Origin of the sequence: Pseudoalteromonas sp. A41-2 (assembly GCF_015767615.1) — a bacterium.
GTDB lineage: Bacteria > Pseudomonadota > Gammaproteobacteria > Enterobacterales > Alteromonadaceae > Pseudoalteromonas > Pseudoalteromonas lipolytica.
Window position 1 is genome coordinate 2,274,856 of record NZ_CP065231.1, and the last position, 17,524, is coordinate 2,292,379.

16 protein-coding genes and 1 pseudogene are annotated in these 17,524 nt (G+C 40.9%); 8 read left to right on the plus strand and 9 right to left on the minus strand.

The window, feature by feature from the left end; all coding sequences use genetic code 11:
* The first annotated feature begins 152 nt into the window (after positions 1–152).
* The gene (locus tag IT970_RS10405) at positions 153–1,505 is read left to right on the plus strand and encodes a sodium-dependent transporter (RefSeq protein WP_074989701.1); all 1,353 of its coding nucleotides are present in this window, start codon (positions 153–155) and stop codon (positions 1,503–1,505) included.
* Between the two features lie 23 nt (positions 1,506–1,528).
* Here IT970_RS10405 and IT970_RS10410 read toward each other — a convergent pair.
* Together IT970_RS10410 and IT970_RS10415 are read right to left on the minus strand one after the other, a co-directional pair.
* Positions 1,529–1,922, minus strand: a pseudogene (locus IT970_RS10410) (GNAT family N-acetyltransferase).
* 108 nt (positions 1,923–2,030) lie between these two features.
* Complete coding sequence (locus IT970_RS10415; RefSeq protein WP_036967192.1) at positions 2,031–2,774, minus strand: sporulation protein; 744 nt, start codon at positions 2,772–2,774, stop codon at positions 2,031–2,033.
* A gap of 224 nt (positions 2,775–2,998) precedes the next feature.
* Between IT970_RS10415 and IT970_RS10420 the strand changes: the two genes are divergently transcribed.
* The 3 genes from IT970_RS10420 to IT970_RS10430 all read left to right on the plus strand — a co-directional run bounded on the left by IT970_RS10420 (position 2,999) and on the right by IT970_RS10430 (position 5,492).
* A complete protein-coding gene (locus IT970_RS10420; protein WP_036967189.1) occupies positions 2,999–4,570 on the plus strand; it encodes a cation:proton antiporter family protein in 1,572 nt (523 codons plus the stop codon).
* Positions 4,571–4,854: 284 nt separating this feature from the next.
* Positions 4,855–5,136 (plus strand): hypothetical protein, encoded by a 282-nt coding sequence (locus IT970_RS10425; RefSeq protein WP_036967185.1) that lies wholly within the window; start codon positions 4,855–4,857, stop codon positions 5,134–5,136.
* Positions 5,137–5,276: 140 nt separating this feature from the next.
* Positions 5,277–5,492, plus strand: a complete 216-nt coding sequence (locus tag IT970_RS10430) for a DUF3820 family protein (protein ID WP_065978107.1) — start codon at positions 5,277–5,279, stop codon at positions 5,490–5,492.
* Positions 5,493–5,806: 314 nt separating this feature from the next.
* Here IT970_RS10430 and IT970_RS10435 read toward each other — a convergent pair whose 3' ends face one another.
* The 6 genes from IT970_RS10435 to ilvY all read right to left on the minus strand — a co-directional run bounded on the left by IT970_RS10435 (position 5,807) and on the right by ilvY (position 11,357).
* On the minus strand, positions 5,807–7,063 hold the full coding sequence (locus IT970_RS10435; RefSeq protein ID WP_196857306.1) for an ATP-binding protein: 1,257 nt from the start codon (positions 7,061–7,063) through the stop codon (positions 5,807–5,809).
* Positions 7,064–7,069: 6 nt separating this feature from the next.
* Complete coding sequence (locus IT970_RS10440) at positions 7,070–7,762, minus strand: response regulator (protein ID WP_036967170.1); 693 nt, start codon at positions 7,760–7,762, stop codon at positions 7,070–7,072.
* A gap of 14 nt (positions 7,763–7,776) precedes the next feature.
* Positions 7,777–8,163 carry a DUF3019 domain-containing protein gene (locus IT970_RS10445; RefSeq protein ID WP_036967167.1) on the minus strand — a complete coding sequence of 129 codons (387 nt, stop codon included), beginning with the start codon at positions 8,161–8,163 and terminating at the stop codon, positions 7,777–7,779.
* Between the two features lies 1 nt (position 8,164).
* On the minus strand, positions 8,165–9,028 hold the full coding sequence (locus tag IT970_RS10450; protein WP_196857307.1) for a MipA/OmpV family protein: 864 nt from the start codon (positions 9,026–9,028) through the stop codon (positions 8,165–8,167).
* 149 nt (positions 9,029–9,177) lie between these two features.
* Positions 9,178–10,227 carry a GGDEF domain-containing protein gene (locus IT970_RS10455; RefSeq protein ID WP_075593721.1) on the minus strand — a complete coding sequence of 350 codons (1,050 nt, stop codon included), beginning with the start codon at positions 10,225–10,227 and terminating at the stop codon, positions 9,178–9,180.
* Between the two features lie 227 nt (positions 10,228–10,454).
* Positions 10,455–11,357, minus strand: coding sequence for an HTH-type transcriptional activator IlvY (gene ilvY / locus IT970_RS10460; RefSeq protein WP_118844447.1), 903 nt, complete (start codon positions 11,355–11,357; stop codon positions 10,455–10,457).
* Between the two features lie 137 nt (positions 11,358–11,494).
* Here ilvY and ilvC point away from each other — a divergent pair, with 137 nt between their 5' ends.
* From ilvC to IT970_RS10480, 4 genes are all read left to right on the plus strand, one after another.
* A complete protein-coding gene (gene ilvC / locus IT970_RS10465; RefSeq protein WP_036967155.1) occupies positions 11,495–12,967 on the plus strand; it encodes a ketol-acid reductoisomerase in 1,473 nt (490 codons plus the stop codon).
* Between the two features lie 142 nt (positions 12,968–13,109).
* On the plus strand, positions 13,110–15,023 hold the full coding sequence (locus IT970_RS10470; RefSeq protein ID WP_036967152.1) for a methyl-accepting chemotaxis protein: 1,914 nt from the start codon (positions 13,110–13,112) through the stop codon (positions 15,021–15,023).
* Between the two features lie 93 nt (positions 15,024–15,116).
* Positions 15,117–16,226 (plus strand): tetratricopeptide repeat protein, encoded by a 1,110-nt coding sequence (locus IT970_RS10475; protein ID WP_231387274.1) that lies wholly within the window; start codon positions 15,117–15,119, stop codon positions 16,224–16,226.
* Between the two features lie 90 nt (positions 16,227–16,316).
* On the plus strand, positions 16,317–17,153 hold the full coding sequence (locus tag IT970_RS10480; protein WP_231387332.1) for a M28 family peptidase: 837 nt from the start codon (positions 16,317–16,319) through the stop codon (positions 17,151–17,153).
* On the opposite strand, the gene IT970_RS10485 is transcribed toward IT970_RS10480, so the two are convergent.
* Entirely contained in the window at positions 17,142–17,459 is a 318-nt protein-coding gene (locus IT970_RS10485; protein WP_036967146.1) for a GIY-YIG nuclease family protein, read from the minus strand. The two genes, IT970_RS10480 and IT970_RS10485, sit on opposite strands and share 12 nt — an antisense overlap.
* Positions 17,460–17,524: the final 65 nt, after the last annotated feature.

A 17,524-nucleotide genomic window follows, 5' to 3' on the forward strand; every position in this document is an offset into this window, starting at 1 on the left:
TCTTTCGTATTGTTACGCCCAATAGATTGAAATCTACGCTGACACGACACACGGTAAGACATAGAGCAAAATTGCCCGTCATTAACCCTTTTTATTTAGCGTTAATTCAAGTAGATTGTCAGCGCCGTCACAAATAGAGAAGTAAAAATAATATGAGCGCATCACGCGGGGAGTTCAGCTCTCGCTTTGGATTTATTATGGCAGCTGCAGGCTCTGCGGTTGGCCTAGGAAACATTTGGGGTTTTCCCACTCAAACAGCAAGTAATGGCGGTGCCGCATTTTTAGTTGCTTATTTAATTTTAGCATTTTGTTTAGCCTATCCGGCGTTAATGGCAGAGCTTGTCATAGGACGTCATGGTCAAGCAAATGCGGTTAGCGCTTTGCGTAAGGTAACCAATCAAGCGTGGCAAAAGAAGTTTGCGTTTTTAGTTGGGTTTGGGGGCATTATCTGTGCAGGCTTAATCCTCAGTTTTTATGCCATTGTTGCCGGATGGATGTTAAGCGCAACACTTGAACCCATTGCTCAATTAACAGGGCAAGTGCAAGCCCAGACCTGGCTAAGTGAGCAGTCACTCTCAAGAAACATCATTTTTACCGCCGCGTTTATTATTTTAACGATTGCTATTATTTCAAAAGGTGTCGAAAACGGGATTGAAAAATGGTCAAAGCGCTTAATGCCTGCGTTACTGGGTATTCTGTTTATGTTGATCATTTACGTAATGACACAAGAAGGTGCTGTTGAAGGTCTTAAAGCTTATTTAGTGCCTGATTTTTCGTCTATTTTGAACCCTGAGTTGTTAGTCAACGCGCTAGGACAAGCCTTCTTTTCACTGTCTTTAGGCACCAGCGTAATGATCATTTACGGCTCGTATATAAGTAAAAAAGAAAACCTCGTTTCACTTGGCGCCTATGTCACGTTGATTGATGTATTTATTGCGTTTGTCGCGGGTTTATTAATTATTCCAGCCATGTATGTTGCGCAAGCGCAAGGTGTGCAAATTTTCTCAGCTGAGGGCACCCTGCTTTCTGAAGATACATTGGTATTCCAAGTGTTACCGGCCCTATTCACGAGCATGGGCTATGTGGGTATTTTTGTCGGCTTCGCCTTTTTTGCACTAATGAGTATTGCGGCATTAACATCGTCAATCTCGATGCTTGAGGCGCCGGTATCATACGCTGTTGAACGTTTTGCACTGAAACGTCTGCAAGCAACGTGGTTAATAGGCGGGTTAATTGCGCTCGTCAGTTTTACTATTGTGTTTAACCTTGGCTCATTATTTGGCTTTGTGATCACACTGACCACAAAAATAGCGCAACCACTGCTTGGCTTAATGTGCTGTATTTTTGTTGGCTGGATTTGGCATCGCAGTGCGTTACTAAAAGAGATTCAACAGGGCTGCCCAGAAGCCGGCAATAGCTTTTTTTGGAAAGTATGGCCTTGGTATATCAAGTTTGTATGCCCCATTGCCATCGCACTCGTGTTTGCAAACTCACTGTTAAGTTAACAAATTTTGCAGTAGCCCTGTGGCTACTGCAAACACATATCTTGGTGTGGTATTCCATCTTCAAGGTAATCTTCACCCACACACTTAAAACCTAACTGTTGGTAAAAATCGACTAAATAGCATTGCGCGCCAATTGTAATAGCTCGCTCAGGCCAATGTTGCTGGCAAGTATCAATGGCCGTTTGCACTAACTGTTTTGCCAGACCTTGACCGCGAAAATCAGCAGTCACTAACACCCCGCCCAAATGCACTCAATTCAGTATTTTTTGGGTAACAACGAGCATAAGCCGCAAGCCTATTGTCCTTAAATAAACACAAGTGCAACGTTTCTTGATGGTTATCAATATCATCTATTTCAGGGTATGGACAGGTTTGCTCTACCACAAATACATCCACTCTGGCACGAAGTATACTCAATACTCATCTTTGCTTAACGCACCATAAGTCTTAATTGAAAACATAACTCTCCCTTTAATAACAAAAAACCCAGCCAAAGCTGGGTTTCTAGGTTTTTAGCTTAGCGTATTATGCGAACAATCGCTCAAGCTGATCACACAATTGCGATAAATTCACATGATCATGTTCAATGGTTAAATCAACATATCCATCGCCTCTAAAGGCACGGTCAAGTTCAATCAACACATGTGTTTTATGGGCTTCAGGCACAAAAGACAATTCGATTTCTTGTAATCCAAATAAACTGCGGCTATTCGGTCTGTATTCTAGTTCTTGATAGCAACCTGAATGTGATTGAAAGGTAGGCGCTCGCAAGTACCCTTTTTCGACATCAGCCTTCACCAAATTAAAACCAAGCTTGTCCATTGCTTGCATTAAGGTGCTTACCGCATCATTCGGATACACATGGAGCGAATCACGGTCTGTTGGGTCAAGTGCCATATCAATATCTAAGCCTGTTTCAATCCAAACATGCGACTGATTATACCCTGCGTTGATCTCTGTCATTGGCGTTTCAGAATGTAAACGCGCCTCGAAAGGAATGTGCTTTTCTTCACCCGCGGCAATTGTACCAATCTCGTTAATACGCCACTTTTCTATAATGTGATTGGTGAAGTAATCTCCATCATCACTTTGTACCTTCACGCGCGTCATTAACGCTAAGTCTAAGCCCGCGATTTCCTGTTCAACATCCCCGCCTTTAATCACAATGACAGCGTTAAATTTTTGGCCGGGTTGTAAATGTTCTGTCTCTAGTACAGTGTCTACTTTTGCTGCACCAATACCAACTGATGCAAGGATTTTCTTAAACATCTTTTCTCCTTAAGCCAGGTTCTATAACAAATTGGCTTAAATTCCTTCGTTACTGCATCTTAACCACAATTAAAAGCTAATGTCAGCGAAAAAATGTTACTTTTGGCGCATTAATCAATAAATAACGCAAAAGTGTTTATTTTTTAAACTCTTTATATTCGTTAGTGTTTTCCAATATAGAATATTTCGCTACACTCATAACAAATGAAGTCAAAAGAAGAATTATGGAACTTATATACTTTGCTACCGCGTTTGTATGTGGCTTTGCTGTTTATCAGCTAAAGCTTCCTCCCCTTATTGGTTTTTTGTTGGCGGGCTTCGCCCTCAACTTATATGGCTACAAAACAACAGAACTACTCAATACTCTCGCAAGCTTAGGTGTAACACTTCTTCTGTTTAGCATCGGCCTAAAACTGAAAGTCTCTAACTTAATAAAACCCCAAGTGTGGGCACCAGCCTCAATTCACATTGTGCTTAGTAGCACGTTATTCAGTGCTTTTATGCTATTGCTGGGTGCGCTTGCACTGCCCCTTTTTGATCAGCTCACGTGGCAAAGTGCCTTACTCGTTGGCTTTGCATTTAGTTTCTCAAGTACTGTATTTGCAGTTAAAGTACTTGAAGAGCGCGGAGAAATGGCAAGCCTACACGGTAAAATCGCTATCGGTATCTTAGTGATGCAAGATATCTTCGCGGTTATTTTCTTAGCCATTAGTACGGGCAAAGCACCTAATATGTGGGCACTGGCACTATTAATAGGCTTACCTGTTTTACGCCCCCTTATGTTTTGGGTGCTCAACCGTTCAAAACACGGTGAACTATTGCCTTTATTTGGTTTTTTCTTTGCACTCGTACTTGGATATCAAGCATTTGAATTTGCAGGCCTTAAAGGTGATTTAGGCGCGCTTATCATCGGTATGATGTTTGCGTCGCACAAGAAAGCCGGTGAGTTATCAAAATCACTACTTAATTTGAAAGATATTCTTCTTGTAGGGTTTTTCTTAAATATTGGCTTAAATGCAGAACTAACGACTCATGCCGTGTTAGTTGCCATGGTGATTGTATTTGTATTACCTATCAAAGTGGCGCTTTATTATGTACTGACTAATCTCTTTAAACTACGCGCGCGTACCTCACTGTTAAGTGCTTTTAGCCTCTCTAACTACAGTGAGTTTGGGTTAATTGTGTGTGCTGTTGCAGCAAGTAGCAATATGATCACCAGTGAATGGCTCGCTGTAATGGCTATTGCCGTATCTGTTACCTTTATATTGGCGTCTCCTTTAAACAAACGTTCAAACGAAATTTATGTCAAACTAGAAAACTGGCTGCTCAAATTTGAAAGCGATACGCGACTTGCCGAAGAGTTACCAGTAAACCTAAATGACACAAAAATTGTTATTTTTGGCATGGGTCGTATTGGCACTGGTGCGTACGAAACGATTAGTCAAACACACCCTAATCTCGTTGCAGGTATTGATATTAAGCCCGATGTGGTAGAAAAACATATTAAGCGTGGCCGACGGGTACTCATAGCAGATGCGACTGACCCTGATTTTTGGCAACGCGTAAATCATTCTCATGTGGGCATGGTTATGCTCGCAATGCCAAAACATATGCAGAATATTTTTGCCCTTGAACAGTTACGTGCCTCGGGTTATCAAGGCCAAGTTACTGCTATTGCGAACTACCCAGATCAGCAAAAAGAACTAGAAGATATGGGCGTAGATTCAACCTATAACTTCTATTTAGAAGCCGGTAGTGGCTTTGCTGAACATGTAAAACAAAAACTTTTTTCTTGATGTAAAAAATAATTCTCAGCACCTAATTATGGTACTGAGAATTATTTTCATTATATTCATATACTTGCTTAGACATAGAAATTAACCCCATACCTGACGTACCCACCCTAGGTCATTCTTATTTACAAAGCTTTACATGCAAATTAGCAATCATTGTCAAAAAAGGAGTAAACTGGGCTTAGATACTACGCTAAGTATCTATTTTTAACACAAAAAAAGTTTATCAGTCTGCTTGCGTACTTCATGATTTATGCACTACTGTTAGACTGTTTAAGGTTGTTTAAATGAAAAATAAGTTTACCAGAGAATCTTTAGCAAACACGGATGATGCACATTCCGGGAAACTTGTAGATATTCAACAGCAGCTTGATGAGTTACAACAAAATGGCATGACAGCGATGGATATTAGAACTGTGCTATTCAACAAGATGCTCGATGTTTATCAAGTTCCGCGTGATCATTTTCTTCGTGACAGTGAAACACCTGAGCGAATTGACGACCCGACTATCGTAACGAGGCTCAAGCAGCTTGGGTTTTCGAAAAAGAGTCGCCAACAACTACATTAGCATTCAGTATTATTTTGCAGTAGTCATTCCGAGGGCCTACCTCCCTCACTAAATAGGCTGTTTCTTGCCCGTCACAGCCTATTTTCTCTTTCCTATTTGCCGTATCATTCATAATAAATATAAGTCCAATTGAGACAGTAATGGATACAGCCCAATTAAAGCTCGCGATAAATACAAAAATGCCGTTTGGAAAGTACGCTGGTCGCCCCCTCTTATTGCTACCTGAACCCTATCTTGTATGGTTTAAACAGCAAGGATTTCCAGACACACAACTTGGCGCGCAACTAGCAATGATGTACGAAGTAAAACTCAATGGTTTAGAGAAAATGCTGATGCCATTATTAGATGAAAAATAATTTCAATTTTCGTGAACTTTTACTTTTGAACGTAGTCTATTACTTTGCTACTTGTTTATTTTTGGTTTTAACCACAGAAAAAGCGCCTAAGGCGCTTTTTTTATGTCTGCTAATGAGTGACTACACGTTAGCTTAACGAAGAGAGTTATGCTGACGTAAAAAACCGTGTAATAACGAAGGTAATATTTTGTAATTGAGGTGCCTTGGCAATTGCTCCTGCACTGTTCGACTTCCTACACATGCAGTCGCCAACCAGAAGTTTTTAACACAACTGACGTCAAGCGTTAGGTTTAGTCACTCAAAATGATGACGTATTAATGCACAGTGGTATAGTCTAGCTTATAGAGGCGAATAATAAATTTTGCCCCACCCAGCTCAGAATTCCCCAGTTCTGATTGCCCTTGATGCCAGCTTACAATTTTTGCCACGATAGCAAGACCTAAACCAAATCCACCGGTTTTTTTATCTCGACTCTTATCTAAACGTGTAAATGGCTTAAATACACTCTGCCACTCACTTGGGGCAATACCGGGGCCATCATCTTCAACATTGAGCTGTATATAATCAGGAAATTCTTGCAAACTCACTTGAATTTTATGGGCTGCGTACTTTTGAGCATTCCCCAGTAAATTTTGAATGCAGCGTGCCATAAAGTGCTCATCACATTCGTAGTAGAGCTCTGCCGGCGCATTCAATTGCACATCAATGTCAGTGGCAAACTCTAGTTTATTCACAACACTATTAATCAATGCCGTTAAATCACAAGGGCGACGCGTTAAACTTGGCTGATGGGAATCAAGGCGGGCATATTCAAGCATTTCTGACACTAAGGCTTCAAGCTCAGCAATGTCTGCTTGCATGTTATCGATGTAATCGAATGACTTTTCATTTTCTATTTGCTCTTCAAGCATAGCAACCGCAAATTTTAACCGTGCTAAAGGCGTTCTAAACTCGTGAGAAACTGATGAAGTAAGCTCTTGTTGGGCTGCAAGCAAATATTGGATGCGTTCTTGCATCGCGCTTAAGGTATCGGTGATTGGTAAGAAAAATGATTTAGACGCATCATGAAGTTCAAAATCTTGTGCGCCACCGACCGCCTCACAAGCAAGTGTCAGCTTATTGAAGTCGCGCCACAGTAAGAAACTCCATAAGCCTACAGGCACACCAATCACGGTTAATAATAGAAAGTAAGGCCAAACCGAGCTAAAACTTGGATTGGACACTGAAAAAGGACCCACATGCAACAACTGCTTATCATTCAGTGCTATGTACCAAATGACTTCTTGCTGGTGGTTAAAAAGATAAAGGTGTTTATCAACGTTTAACTTGGCGTTTAATTCTTCAGGTAGAGCGACATCATTACGGTTAATGCGTTCGCTATTAAACGCTTGCTGTAATTTTTCTAGCCCCTCTTCTGTTTGACTTAAGAGCCAGAGAGATTTCCCAAACTCTTGGTCGAGGGCGATGTGTTGTTGAGTATCTTCATAGGGCCAAAGTTGCTCAATGACCCCACTAACCAGAAACAAAGAAACTATTATATAAAGGTATAAGCTTGCAAACAGTTTCCCCATTAATACTTACATTTCCCATGCATCAGATACGAACAAATAACCTTGTCCCCACACCGTTTTAATACGATAAGGCTTATCACTGTTATCACCCAGCTTTTTACGGATCCGTGATACACGTACGTCAACTGTACGGTCTAAACCATCGTATTGACGACCAATCATATGTTGATGAACATGCTCACGACTTAGCACCTCACCTGCATTTGACGCTAATAACCAAAGCAATTCAAATTCATGAGACGTAAGTGTAATTTCATTACCTTTGAGTGTAACAATGCGACTGGTTTTATCAATGCTTAAATCGCCAAAGGTAATTTCTTCAGGGGTTTTGTTTGTTGCTTGGCCACGGCGAAGTAATGCATTAATTCGTGCAAGTAAAACACGCGGCTCAGCCGGCTTAATGACGTAGTCATCAGCACCAAGCTCAAGACCAATAACTTGGTCAAAGTCTTCACCTTTTGCTGTCAGCATTAAAATCGGTAGGCTATATTTATCGCGTACCTGACGGCATACACTAAAGCCATCTTTACCGGGTAACATAACGTCTAGAATCATTAAATCTACCGGGTTGTTTTCAAGGTAATCAAACACTTCATCGCCGCGTTCAAGGACCGCAACATCCAACCCGTTATGCTGAAGATAGTCCCGTGTTAACTGTTGTAAACCGAGATCATCTTCAACAAGTAAAATCTTTGCCATTGGTTGCTCCTGAATTAAAATAAGCTCCACGGTGAGCGTAATCTGCGTCTCGTTGTTTTTGCTTCAGTGCTTTGCACTTCAACTTTAGCTGTTGCAATTTTACTCCCCGTGTGCGGATTGATTAAGGAGTATATTGTTTCAACCTGAACACGCGCTTTATGATGTAACTGCGCTTTTCGAGTGTTCTTCCAGCATTGAATCTGCTGATTATTTTGGTACAAACACACATCTTCAGGCTGCGCCACTTGCCAACTTATTTTTAACTGAAGATCGCAAAAATCATGCTGCTGTAATACAACACACACTTTGGGTGAGATAGCTAAGTGAGTCGCTTGTGCGTGACTCGGGAACCCCCAAATAACAGCAACAAACACACACAGACTTAAAACAAAATACTTCATATTAAAAAATATGATTGAATCCTATAAAAGCAGTCATTGAATACGTGTGTTCAAAAAGCGGACTGTCATCCACGGCTGAGTAGTCGTAATATGCTAAATGAAAACGAAGAGAGTTAGTCTCACTCAGAGGCCAACGGGCGTCGATTTTAGCATAAGGTTGCCAGCTACTGCCAACACCAATTACCCCATTTGAAGACTCTTCGGCAGATAAACCATAAAAATAATCATTTAGTTTGGCTGATTTGTACCAAATGCCCATGCTCGGCATTATTTCAAGGTCATCGACTTGATAATGTGCTTGCCATTGTAATGCACTTCGCATTCCTTGGTAGACCCCAGATACATCAGCTAAAGCTTGTAAAGAGAAAATATGGTTATCGCGTACGTAGTGGTAGCTCACGCCCGCATCAAGTGCCCAACGACGTTTACGTACATCGTCAATTGTCGCCCTTTTCTCAACGAGTTCGTCACTGGTCGTTGATTCAACCATGAAGCTATTTGATGTTTGCAGTGCAAACACATTACTTGGATGAAAATCAATAAAAAAGCGAGTTTCAGGATTAAACTCGGTCACAAAATTAACAACGTGTGAAGCACTTTCATGAAAAGAATAACCGAGGCGGCCATTATCAAAAAACCACTTTTCGCTGTAATAGGCTATTTCAGGTAGCACTACTAAGGGTAAATTTTTACCACCATGTAGCGGGTTCGTCATGACACCAATACCCGCATTAACACTTACGTGCCAGCGATTAATATCGATTTCTTGACTAGCCACACGGCTTTCACGTTCAGTGCGTGTTGATTCATCGGCATAGACTTTACTTGAAAGCAAAAGCAGCACAGAAAAAACGATTACGCACATCCTGATCGTCTGAGACTTCATTATTATTGTTACGACCAAAGAGAATTATGCAATGACACCATACTACCAAGTTGTGAATAAACTGTCCTTAGCAAGTTACAACTATTCACAAATTTGATACATTTATACGCAGTAAGTCTGTCACTTTGTTACTCTTCAATAATTTCTATGCGATTACGACCGTGCTTTTTAGCGAGATAAAGTGCCTTATCAGCTTTTTTAATGAGTTGATTTGGTTGACTATTTGTTGATTTAATTGCAACACCAAAGCTTGCGGTAACATAACCCAGTACAGTCGTGGAAGCAGGATCTTTAATGTGTAATTTTGTGATGGCTAAACGCAGCTGTTGAGTAAAGTTAGTCATATCACTGATGCTGGTAAACTGCGCAGTGAAACAGAACTCTTCTCCCCCATAACGATAAACTTGACCAACACTTGCGACATACTTCAGTAATTTTACCGCAACAGCACGTAAGACTTGATCACCTTTTTGGTGACCAAAAGTGTCGTTAAATACTTTAAAGTGGTCAATATCGACCATCACTAGCACAGCGATTTCGGCTAAATCATCACGCTGACAAAAAACGGTAATATCTTCATCAAATTTGCCGCGATTAAAAAGCCCAGTGAGCGTATCTTTTTCAGCCTTTCTTTTTGAATCAATCAGCTCTTGTTTTAGCGTTATAATTTTTGCATATGCTAGGGCTAGTTGATTTTGAAAATCTTGCGTGCGATTTTGTAATGCGGCTGATTCGTTAGTTAAACGCTCAACACAGTGAAGTACATCATCGAAGCCTCTTTCTTTACTAATATCAGCATCGTGTAACTTCCCCCTGCATGCATATAATACCTGATTAAACTGCGTTGATTGATTAAGCGCTGCAGTTAAATCATGTTGGACTTGCCCTACAACATCATCAAAACTATTCGAAAGCTGATAAAATAAGGATAGGTCATTGGCTGAAAGGTACTTGTTAAATAAGTAGTTAGCTTGCTCATAACTACAGCCATTAAATCTGCTAATAAAGCCATCCAGCTCTTTATTTAAATCATGGTTCTTGTCACTAACATAGCAATACCAAATTGCATAATTAAGCGGCGTTATGGGAATTTTATATTTCACCATTAATGGAATGGCTAGCTTTAAACAGTGGCTAGAATAACCTAAAGAATGAGCGGCTTGAGCAGACAATACCATGTGTCGTTGCCATGAATTTTTATTATTTTAAATTACGGTAGCAACACATTGAAAAAAATCAATAAAAAAGCAATTTAACAGACATAAACCAGTACAAACCACGAGTTAAACTTTTAAAAAACCATACTAAATAACTATAAAAAAATAATATACCTATACAAAAACAGAACAACCAAAAGAACCAAATCAAACTCATACACCCAACCAAATAAGCGAGCATAAAAGTATTAGATTGCCTGTTGAGTTAACGATTGCGCAATACTCCAAATCGCATTCAGTGCCGGGTCATGCCGCTCTTTATTGAGTACCGCTAAACCAATATCAAAACCGGGAATAGTTTGTTCAGCATCACTAATAATTTGAACTTTATCTTTTAGCGGACTGTTGTCGAGCACGATCTTCGGCACCATTGCCACCCCTAAACCCAAACTCACCATTGATACCATGGCTTCATGCCCCGCTACTTGCGCATAAATTCGACCATGAATGCTTTTCTTACGCCACCACTGCTCTAAACGTTGTCGAGATAACCCCTGCTCTGCCACGATAAACTCAAGGTTTGACCAGGCAATATTATTTTCATCTTTAAGCTGCTCACTAATAGGGCACACAATTTTAGGAGCAATGAGTACCAAAGGCGAGTAACCAATACTGGTGAATGCTATTTGCCCAGGTAACTTAGCAGGTTTTGCTGCAATGGCCATGGCTTCATGACCATCTAAAACCCGATTAATAGCCAGTGCTGGATCACCCGTATTTAAAGTTATTTCAATATAGGGATGCTGCATCCGTAGCTGTTCTAATATCTGATGTAAAAAACTATACGAGGCGGTGACCGAACAATAAATACTCACATTACCGTATATATGCTGCTGTGGCTCTTGTACATTCGCTTTGAAACGGTGCCAATTCGCTAACGTTGCGTTAGCATATTCAATAAAAGACTCACCCTCTCGAGTTAATTTAACCGTGCGATTATCTCGATTGAACAAGACGACGCCAACCTCCTCCTCAAGCTGCTTAATGTTTCGGCTCAGTGTCGGAGCACTGATATGACACAGCTCACTGGCCCTCGCAAAGTGTAATGTTTTCGCCAATGCTAAAAAGTAATGCAGATGCTTGTGATCCATAATCTCACCATTTCATTTTATGAAATACTTTAATGCAAATATATCATTTTACGCAAGGTTTAAAATTGCATACTGTTAACCCATACAAAGAACGACTCTTTGTTTTCTAACAAACTAGTATTAATAGGACACTAACAATGGCGAATTATTTCAACACTCTTCCTTTACGTGAGCAGTTAGCGCAATTAGCGCAATGTGAATTTATGGATCCATCAGAATTTACTGATGGCGTAGACGCTTTAAAAGGGAAAAAACTCGTTATTGTCGGTTGTGGCGCACAAGGTCTTAACCAAGGTTTAAATTTACGTGATTCAGGTTTAGATGTTTCATATACGTTGCGCGAGTCGGCTATTGCTGAGCGTCGTCAATCATTCTTAAATGCATCTGAAAACGGTTTTACTGTTGGTACATACGAAGAACTTATCCCAACTGCCGATGTAGTATTAAACTTAACACCTGATAAGCAGCATACATCCGTTGTGAATGCCATCATGCCACTTATGAAACAAGGCGCGACCCTTGCCTATTCACATGGTTTCAACATTGTTGAAGAAGGTATGCAAATTCGCGAAGATTTAACGGTCATTATGGTTGCGCCTAAATGCCCAGGCTCTGAAGTACGCGAAGAGTACAAACGCGGCTTTGGTGTCCCTACGCTTATCGCTGTTCACCCTGAAAATGATCCGCAAGGACATGGCTTAGCACAAGCAAAAGCATACGCGGCTGGCACCGGTGGCCACCGCGCAGGTGTACTAAAATCATCATTTATTGCTGAAGTTAAGTCAGACCTGATGGGTGAGCAAACTATTTTATGCGGCATGTTACAAACCGGCTCATTACTGTGTTTTGACAAAATGGTTGAAAAAGGGATTGATCCTAGTTATGCCTCTAAATTGATTCAATACGGCTGGGAAGTAATCACCGAAGCACTAAAATATGGTGGTGTAACAAACATGTTAGACCGCTTATCGAACCCTGCGAAAGTAAAGGCATTTGAGTTAAGCGAGCAGCTAAAAACAATCATGCGCCCTCTTTATAATAAGCACATGGACGATATTATCAGCGGCGAGTTTTCTCGTGGCATGATGGCTGATTGGGCTGAAGATGATGCAAAATTACTCGCATGGCGCGCAGAAACAGCAGAAACAGCATTCGAAAAGCAACAAAATACTGATGAAGAGATCAATGAACAAACCTTCTTCGACCAAGGTATTCTAATGGTTGCAATGGTAAAAGCTGGCGTTGAACTGGCATTTGAAACCATGACAGCAGCGGGCATCATTGCTGAATCGGCTTACTATGAATCACTGCACGAAACGCCACTAATTGCTAATACGATTGCGCGTAAAAAACTTTTTGAAATGAACAGAACTATTTCCGATACCGCAGAATATGGCTGTTACTTATACAACCATGCGTGTTTACCACTGCTAAAAGACTTTATGCAAAACATGGATACTGATGTCATTGGTAAAGGCCTTGATAGCACCAGCAATCAGGTTGATAACCAAACGTTGATCGCTGTGAATAAAGCACTTCGAGAGCACCCTGTGGAAGTGGTAGGCAGTAAACTACGCGGTTACATGTCAGCAATGAAGAAAATTGTTTAACCCTGGAAAGTAAGTTTCGCTTGTTAGAAACAAAGCCCAATTGCATATGCTTTGGGCTTTTTTTTTGTCCCTACATTTATTCGTCATCTGCAAAGTGTATGCTAAAATTACTCTCTTATTTGTTGTAAACTAAGACACTTTCATGGCGTTAAATCAACTTACCATTACCAAAAAAATAACTCTACTAGGCAGTTCTATTGCTCTTATCGTTGCAGCACTTATCGGTGCAACAGCCCTTTACAGTGCAAAAAAAATCATCGAACACCGTATGATTGAATCTGAACTGCCAAGTAAATTGCAAGCAATTGATAACTATATCACCCACGATATAAACCAAATGATCAGCGCTGCAGAACAGCTTTCTAGCAACGAGTTCGTTTTAGAATGGGCTCGCTCAGGAAATAATAACGATAATACGCTGCTCAAAGAGCTCAACCGCCTTGTTAAACAGTATGATTTAGCCACGGCATCATGGGCCAATCGTGAAACTGCACAATATTGGAATCAAGATGGTTTTTTACGTGTGCTTACGAAAGAGCAAGACAGTTGGTTTTTTGACTTCACGCAATCATCAGTGCCTTTTTCTATCAGTATTTATCAAGAGTCGCCCACTGATGTAAAAATGTTTGTTAACCACCAGCAAACCAATGGTATTGGTCTTGCAGGATTGGCAAAAAGCATTGATGACATGCAAGCCATGCTACAAAGGTTTAAGATTGAAGAAACTGGGTTTGTGTTCATAGCAGATAAAAATGGCTTAATTCAATTACATAAAGATGCCAGTAAAGTGGCTAAGGCAAAACTAGATTCGGTGTACCAGCCAGGTATTACAGACTCTTTACTAACCAATCAAGATTTTAATTTACACGAACTCGACCTGAATGGCGAAGCAACACTGCTTGCTGCCAGCCCAATTAAAAATACCGATTTATTTGTCATTGCTCAAGTGCCCAAAAATGAGGTATTTGCCAGTATTCAAGTGTTACAATGGCAGATAATCAGCTTTGCAATTGTCATTGCGCTAGTTGCCAGCTTCGCAGGTTTCTTATTAGCAAAAACACTGTCATCCCCCCTATCAAAAATGGCAGAGCTGTTCATGCGTTTAGGCTCTGGTGATGCAAACTTAGCATACCGTTTGCCAGAATCTGAGCAGCCTGAACTGGCTAACTTAAGCACGGGCTTTAACCAATTCATTTCAAAAATTGAAACGGCCATCATGCAAGTAGCGCAAGAAAGTCGCGAAATAAGACAAAGCGCGGCCCATGTATTTAAGCAGGCCCAAAAGAACTCTGAAGCACTTGATAATCAAAAAGAACAGACAATTTCAGTTGCTGCCGCAATTAATCAAATGGGCGCGACGGTACAAGAAATTGCCTCCAGCGCCACGAATACCGCAAAACTGACAGAAACCAGTAAACACAGTACCGAACAAAGTCATACGCAGGTGACCCAAAGTAAAGAAGCAATAATTGAATTAGCAACCGACATCGACAACATTACGGAACAAGTTAACGAACTTGCAAACAAAACGCAGGCAATTGCCAGCATTGTTGATGCTATTCGTGGTATTTCTGAGCAAACAAACCTTTTAGCGCTTAACGCCGCGATTGAATCTGCTCGCGCTGGTGAGCATGGTCGTGGTTTTGCTGTTGTTGCAGATGAAGTACGCGCACTTGCCAGCAGAACCTCACAATCGACGAATGAAATCCAAACGATGATCAGTGAATTAACAAGCACATCCGATCTTGTTGTCGAACATATAAATCATTCTAAATCACGCGCTCAATTGAGTGTTAATGCCATGCAAAGCTCTGTTGAGTTGCTTAACACGATCACCAATGCAGCTAATGAGATTAATGATATGGCAACATTAATTGCGACGGCCACAGAGGAGCAAAGCAATGTCGTTGCTGATGTCGGACGCAATATTGAGCAAATTAGCGATATCAGCGATACCGTGATGCATGAGCAGATTGACACTGAGCAAGCAATAAAGGATTTAGCAAGCAGTGCGCAAACGCTAGACGATCTTGTTGCGACCTTTGATAAACGCTGACACCTTTTGTAACAGTAAACACTGACCCTTTTTTAATTACAGCCTATACTTACAGACATGTGATTCCCTAGGCTGTTAATTAAAGGGGGCTTTATGAACGCGCCTACGATTGCTCTATTATCAAGTCTTTGCTTTTTATCAGCATGTAATAATACACCTAAGCAGTTGGCCCCTGCGCCATTAGCACTCACTGAGCTTGATGAATTTAGGCTTTCAAAAGTCGAAAGTCAGGAAGAAATTTTTGCGCTAACTCCGCGTATTAAACGTCAGTTAGACAGTGCTTTTCCTGAAGACACTCGCTCACTCGAGACAACTAAACGCTTACTGCACTTTTTATTAGAAAATGGTGATGCCTCATTGTCTTATCAATCAGGCGCGACACTAACCGCGAATCAAGCCTATGCTGATTTAAATGCCAACTGCCTCTCTTTATCAATATTAGCGTACAGCTTAGCCGAGTATCTTGGTCTTGAAGGGCAATTTCAAAAGGTTCACATTCCAGAGTATTGGGCACGAAATAATGGCTTTAGCTTACTGACAGGACACATAAATTTAAAGGTAAGAGAACACGACAAACACGCCATAAACCGCACGATTATTTATCCTGGTTCGCGTTCATTAGTGATTGATTTTGATCCAAATAGCCGTCAGGCAGCATTTAAAACCAGTCATATTAATAAAGCACGTATCACCGCCATGTTTTATAACAACAAAGGGGTTTCGGCCATGCTTAGCCATGACTATGGTCGTGCATACAGTTATTACAAAGCTGCTATCAATACAGATAGCGCTTATTCAGGAGCTTGGGGGAACTTAGGTGTGCTCTTAAGGCTAACAAACCTCTACCCAGAGGCAGAAGTAGCCTACCAATATGCCATAACCTTAGATGCTGATAACAACACGGCTTTGGGCAACCTAGCACTGCTTTACAATTTGACGAATCGTGAACAACAGGGTGATGCCATCCTCACACAGCTAGATAAAAAGCGTCAAACTAATCCGTATTATCATATTTCGCTTGGCAATGATGCCTACGCAACTGGGCGCTATGAAGATGCGATAGCGCATTTTAAAAAAGCACGCACTTTAGATAGTAACTTACATGACAGTGACTTTGGCCTTGCACGTATATATTTTCAGCTAGGTGACTTGAAACTAGCCAAAAAATACCTGACCATGGCGAACAATAAAAGCAGATTTTGATCATGATAAACAGCGTTATGAAAGTAAACTACAGGCACTGCGTTCGCATACTGCAAAGCTTACTGATTACCAGTAGCTTATTTTACTGTGATGCTGCGTTTGCCAGCTGACTCTCATTTAAAACAAGATGTCACAACGCTTACTTCAACGCAATTTTATGGTCGGAAAACCAATACAATCGGCGCAAAGCGTGCCGCTGATTACATTGCAAGCCGCTTAACCTCATTAGGCTATGAAGTTCAAGAACAAACATTTCAATACCCCGCAACTTTTTATCAAAAAGCCACTGCCCGCAATATCATTGCAACTAAACCATCCGCTTGCACTCAATGTAAAAAGATTATCTTTACTGCACATTATGACCATTTAGGGCAACGCGGGACTAAGCTCTATCCTGGCGCAAACGATAATGCCAGCGGTGTTGCTGCTTTACTCTATTTAGCAGCGTATTTCGCCGATAAGCCCCATCAGAACCAATTAATGTTCGTTGCCACCGATGCAGAAGAAAATGGCTTACATGGCAGTGACTATTTAGTGTCACAATTAAACAGCGCAGATATCGCATTAAATATTAATCTGGATATGCTCGTGGTTAACAAGCGAAAACCTCGCATTTATGCCTTTTTAGACGGCCAATCAATAGCGCAGTATAAAACAGTAATTACTGGACTTTCTGATGAAAACATTACATTTTTTGCAACCAGTTCATCTGCCCGACTTAATCGATTATTTGATCTTAACGTTGATTGGCGAAGAGCCAGCGATCACTATTCGTTTGCAAAAGCAGGTGTCCCTTATATTTATTTTGGCATGGGACACGATAAACACCATCATCAACCGAGTGATACCCTAGAGCACATTGACTTTAGGTTATTTGAACACGCAGTGAGCAAAATTGCAGAGTTTGTTAGTGCCCTAACCAGGTAACTTGGCTGTGATAACAAACTGCCTTTTTTGCGCTTTGTTTAACTTTTTAACCTGAATCTCAAGCTTACTAGCCTCGCTGCGAGAGCCAACCGGTTGCTGATAAATTAAGGTTAAAGGTCCTTTTCCTTTTAAATTTTTTGCCCCTTTGTCAGCTTGGTGAGCTGCAAAACGTTTTTCAACATCGGTGCTGATCCCTGTATACCAGTGGCCAAAACGAGTCTGCACAATATACAAATGCCAGTGTGATTGAGAACTGTCGCGCTTTTTTATTGATTCAGGTAAACTTTTTGTCGTGTCGGTGGTCAAATCTGTGCCTCGTGAGCATTAATCATGTTTCAGTAAAACAATTATTGAAAAGGGTTTTACCTTCT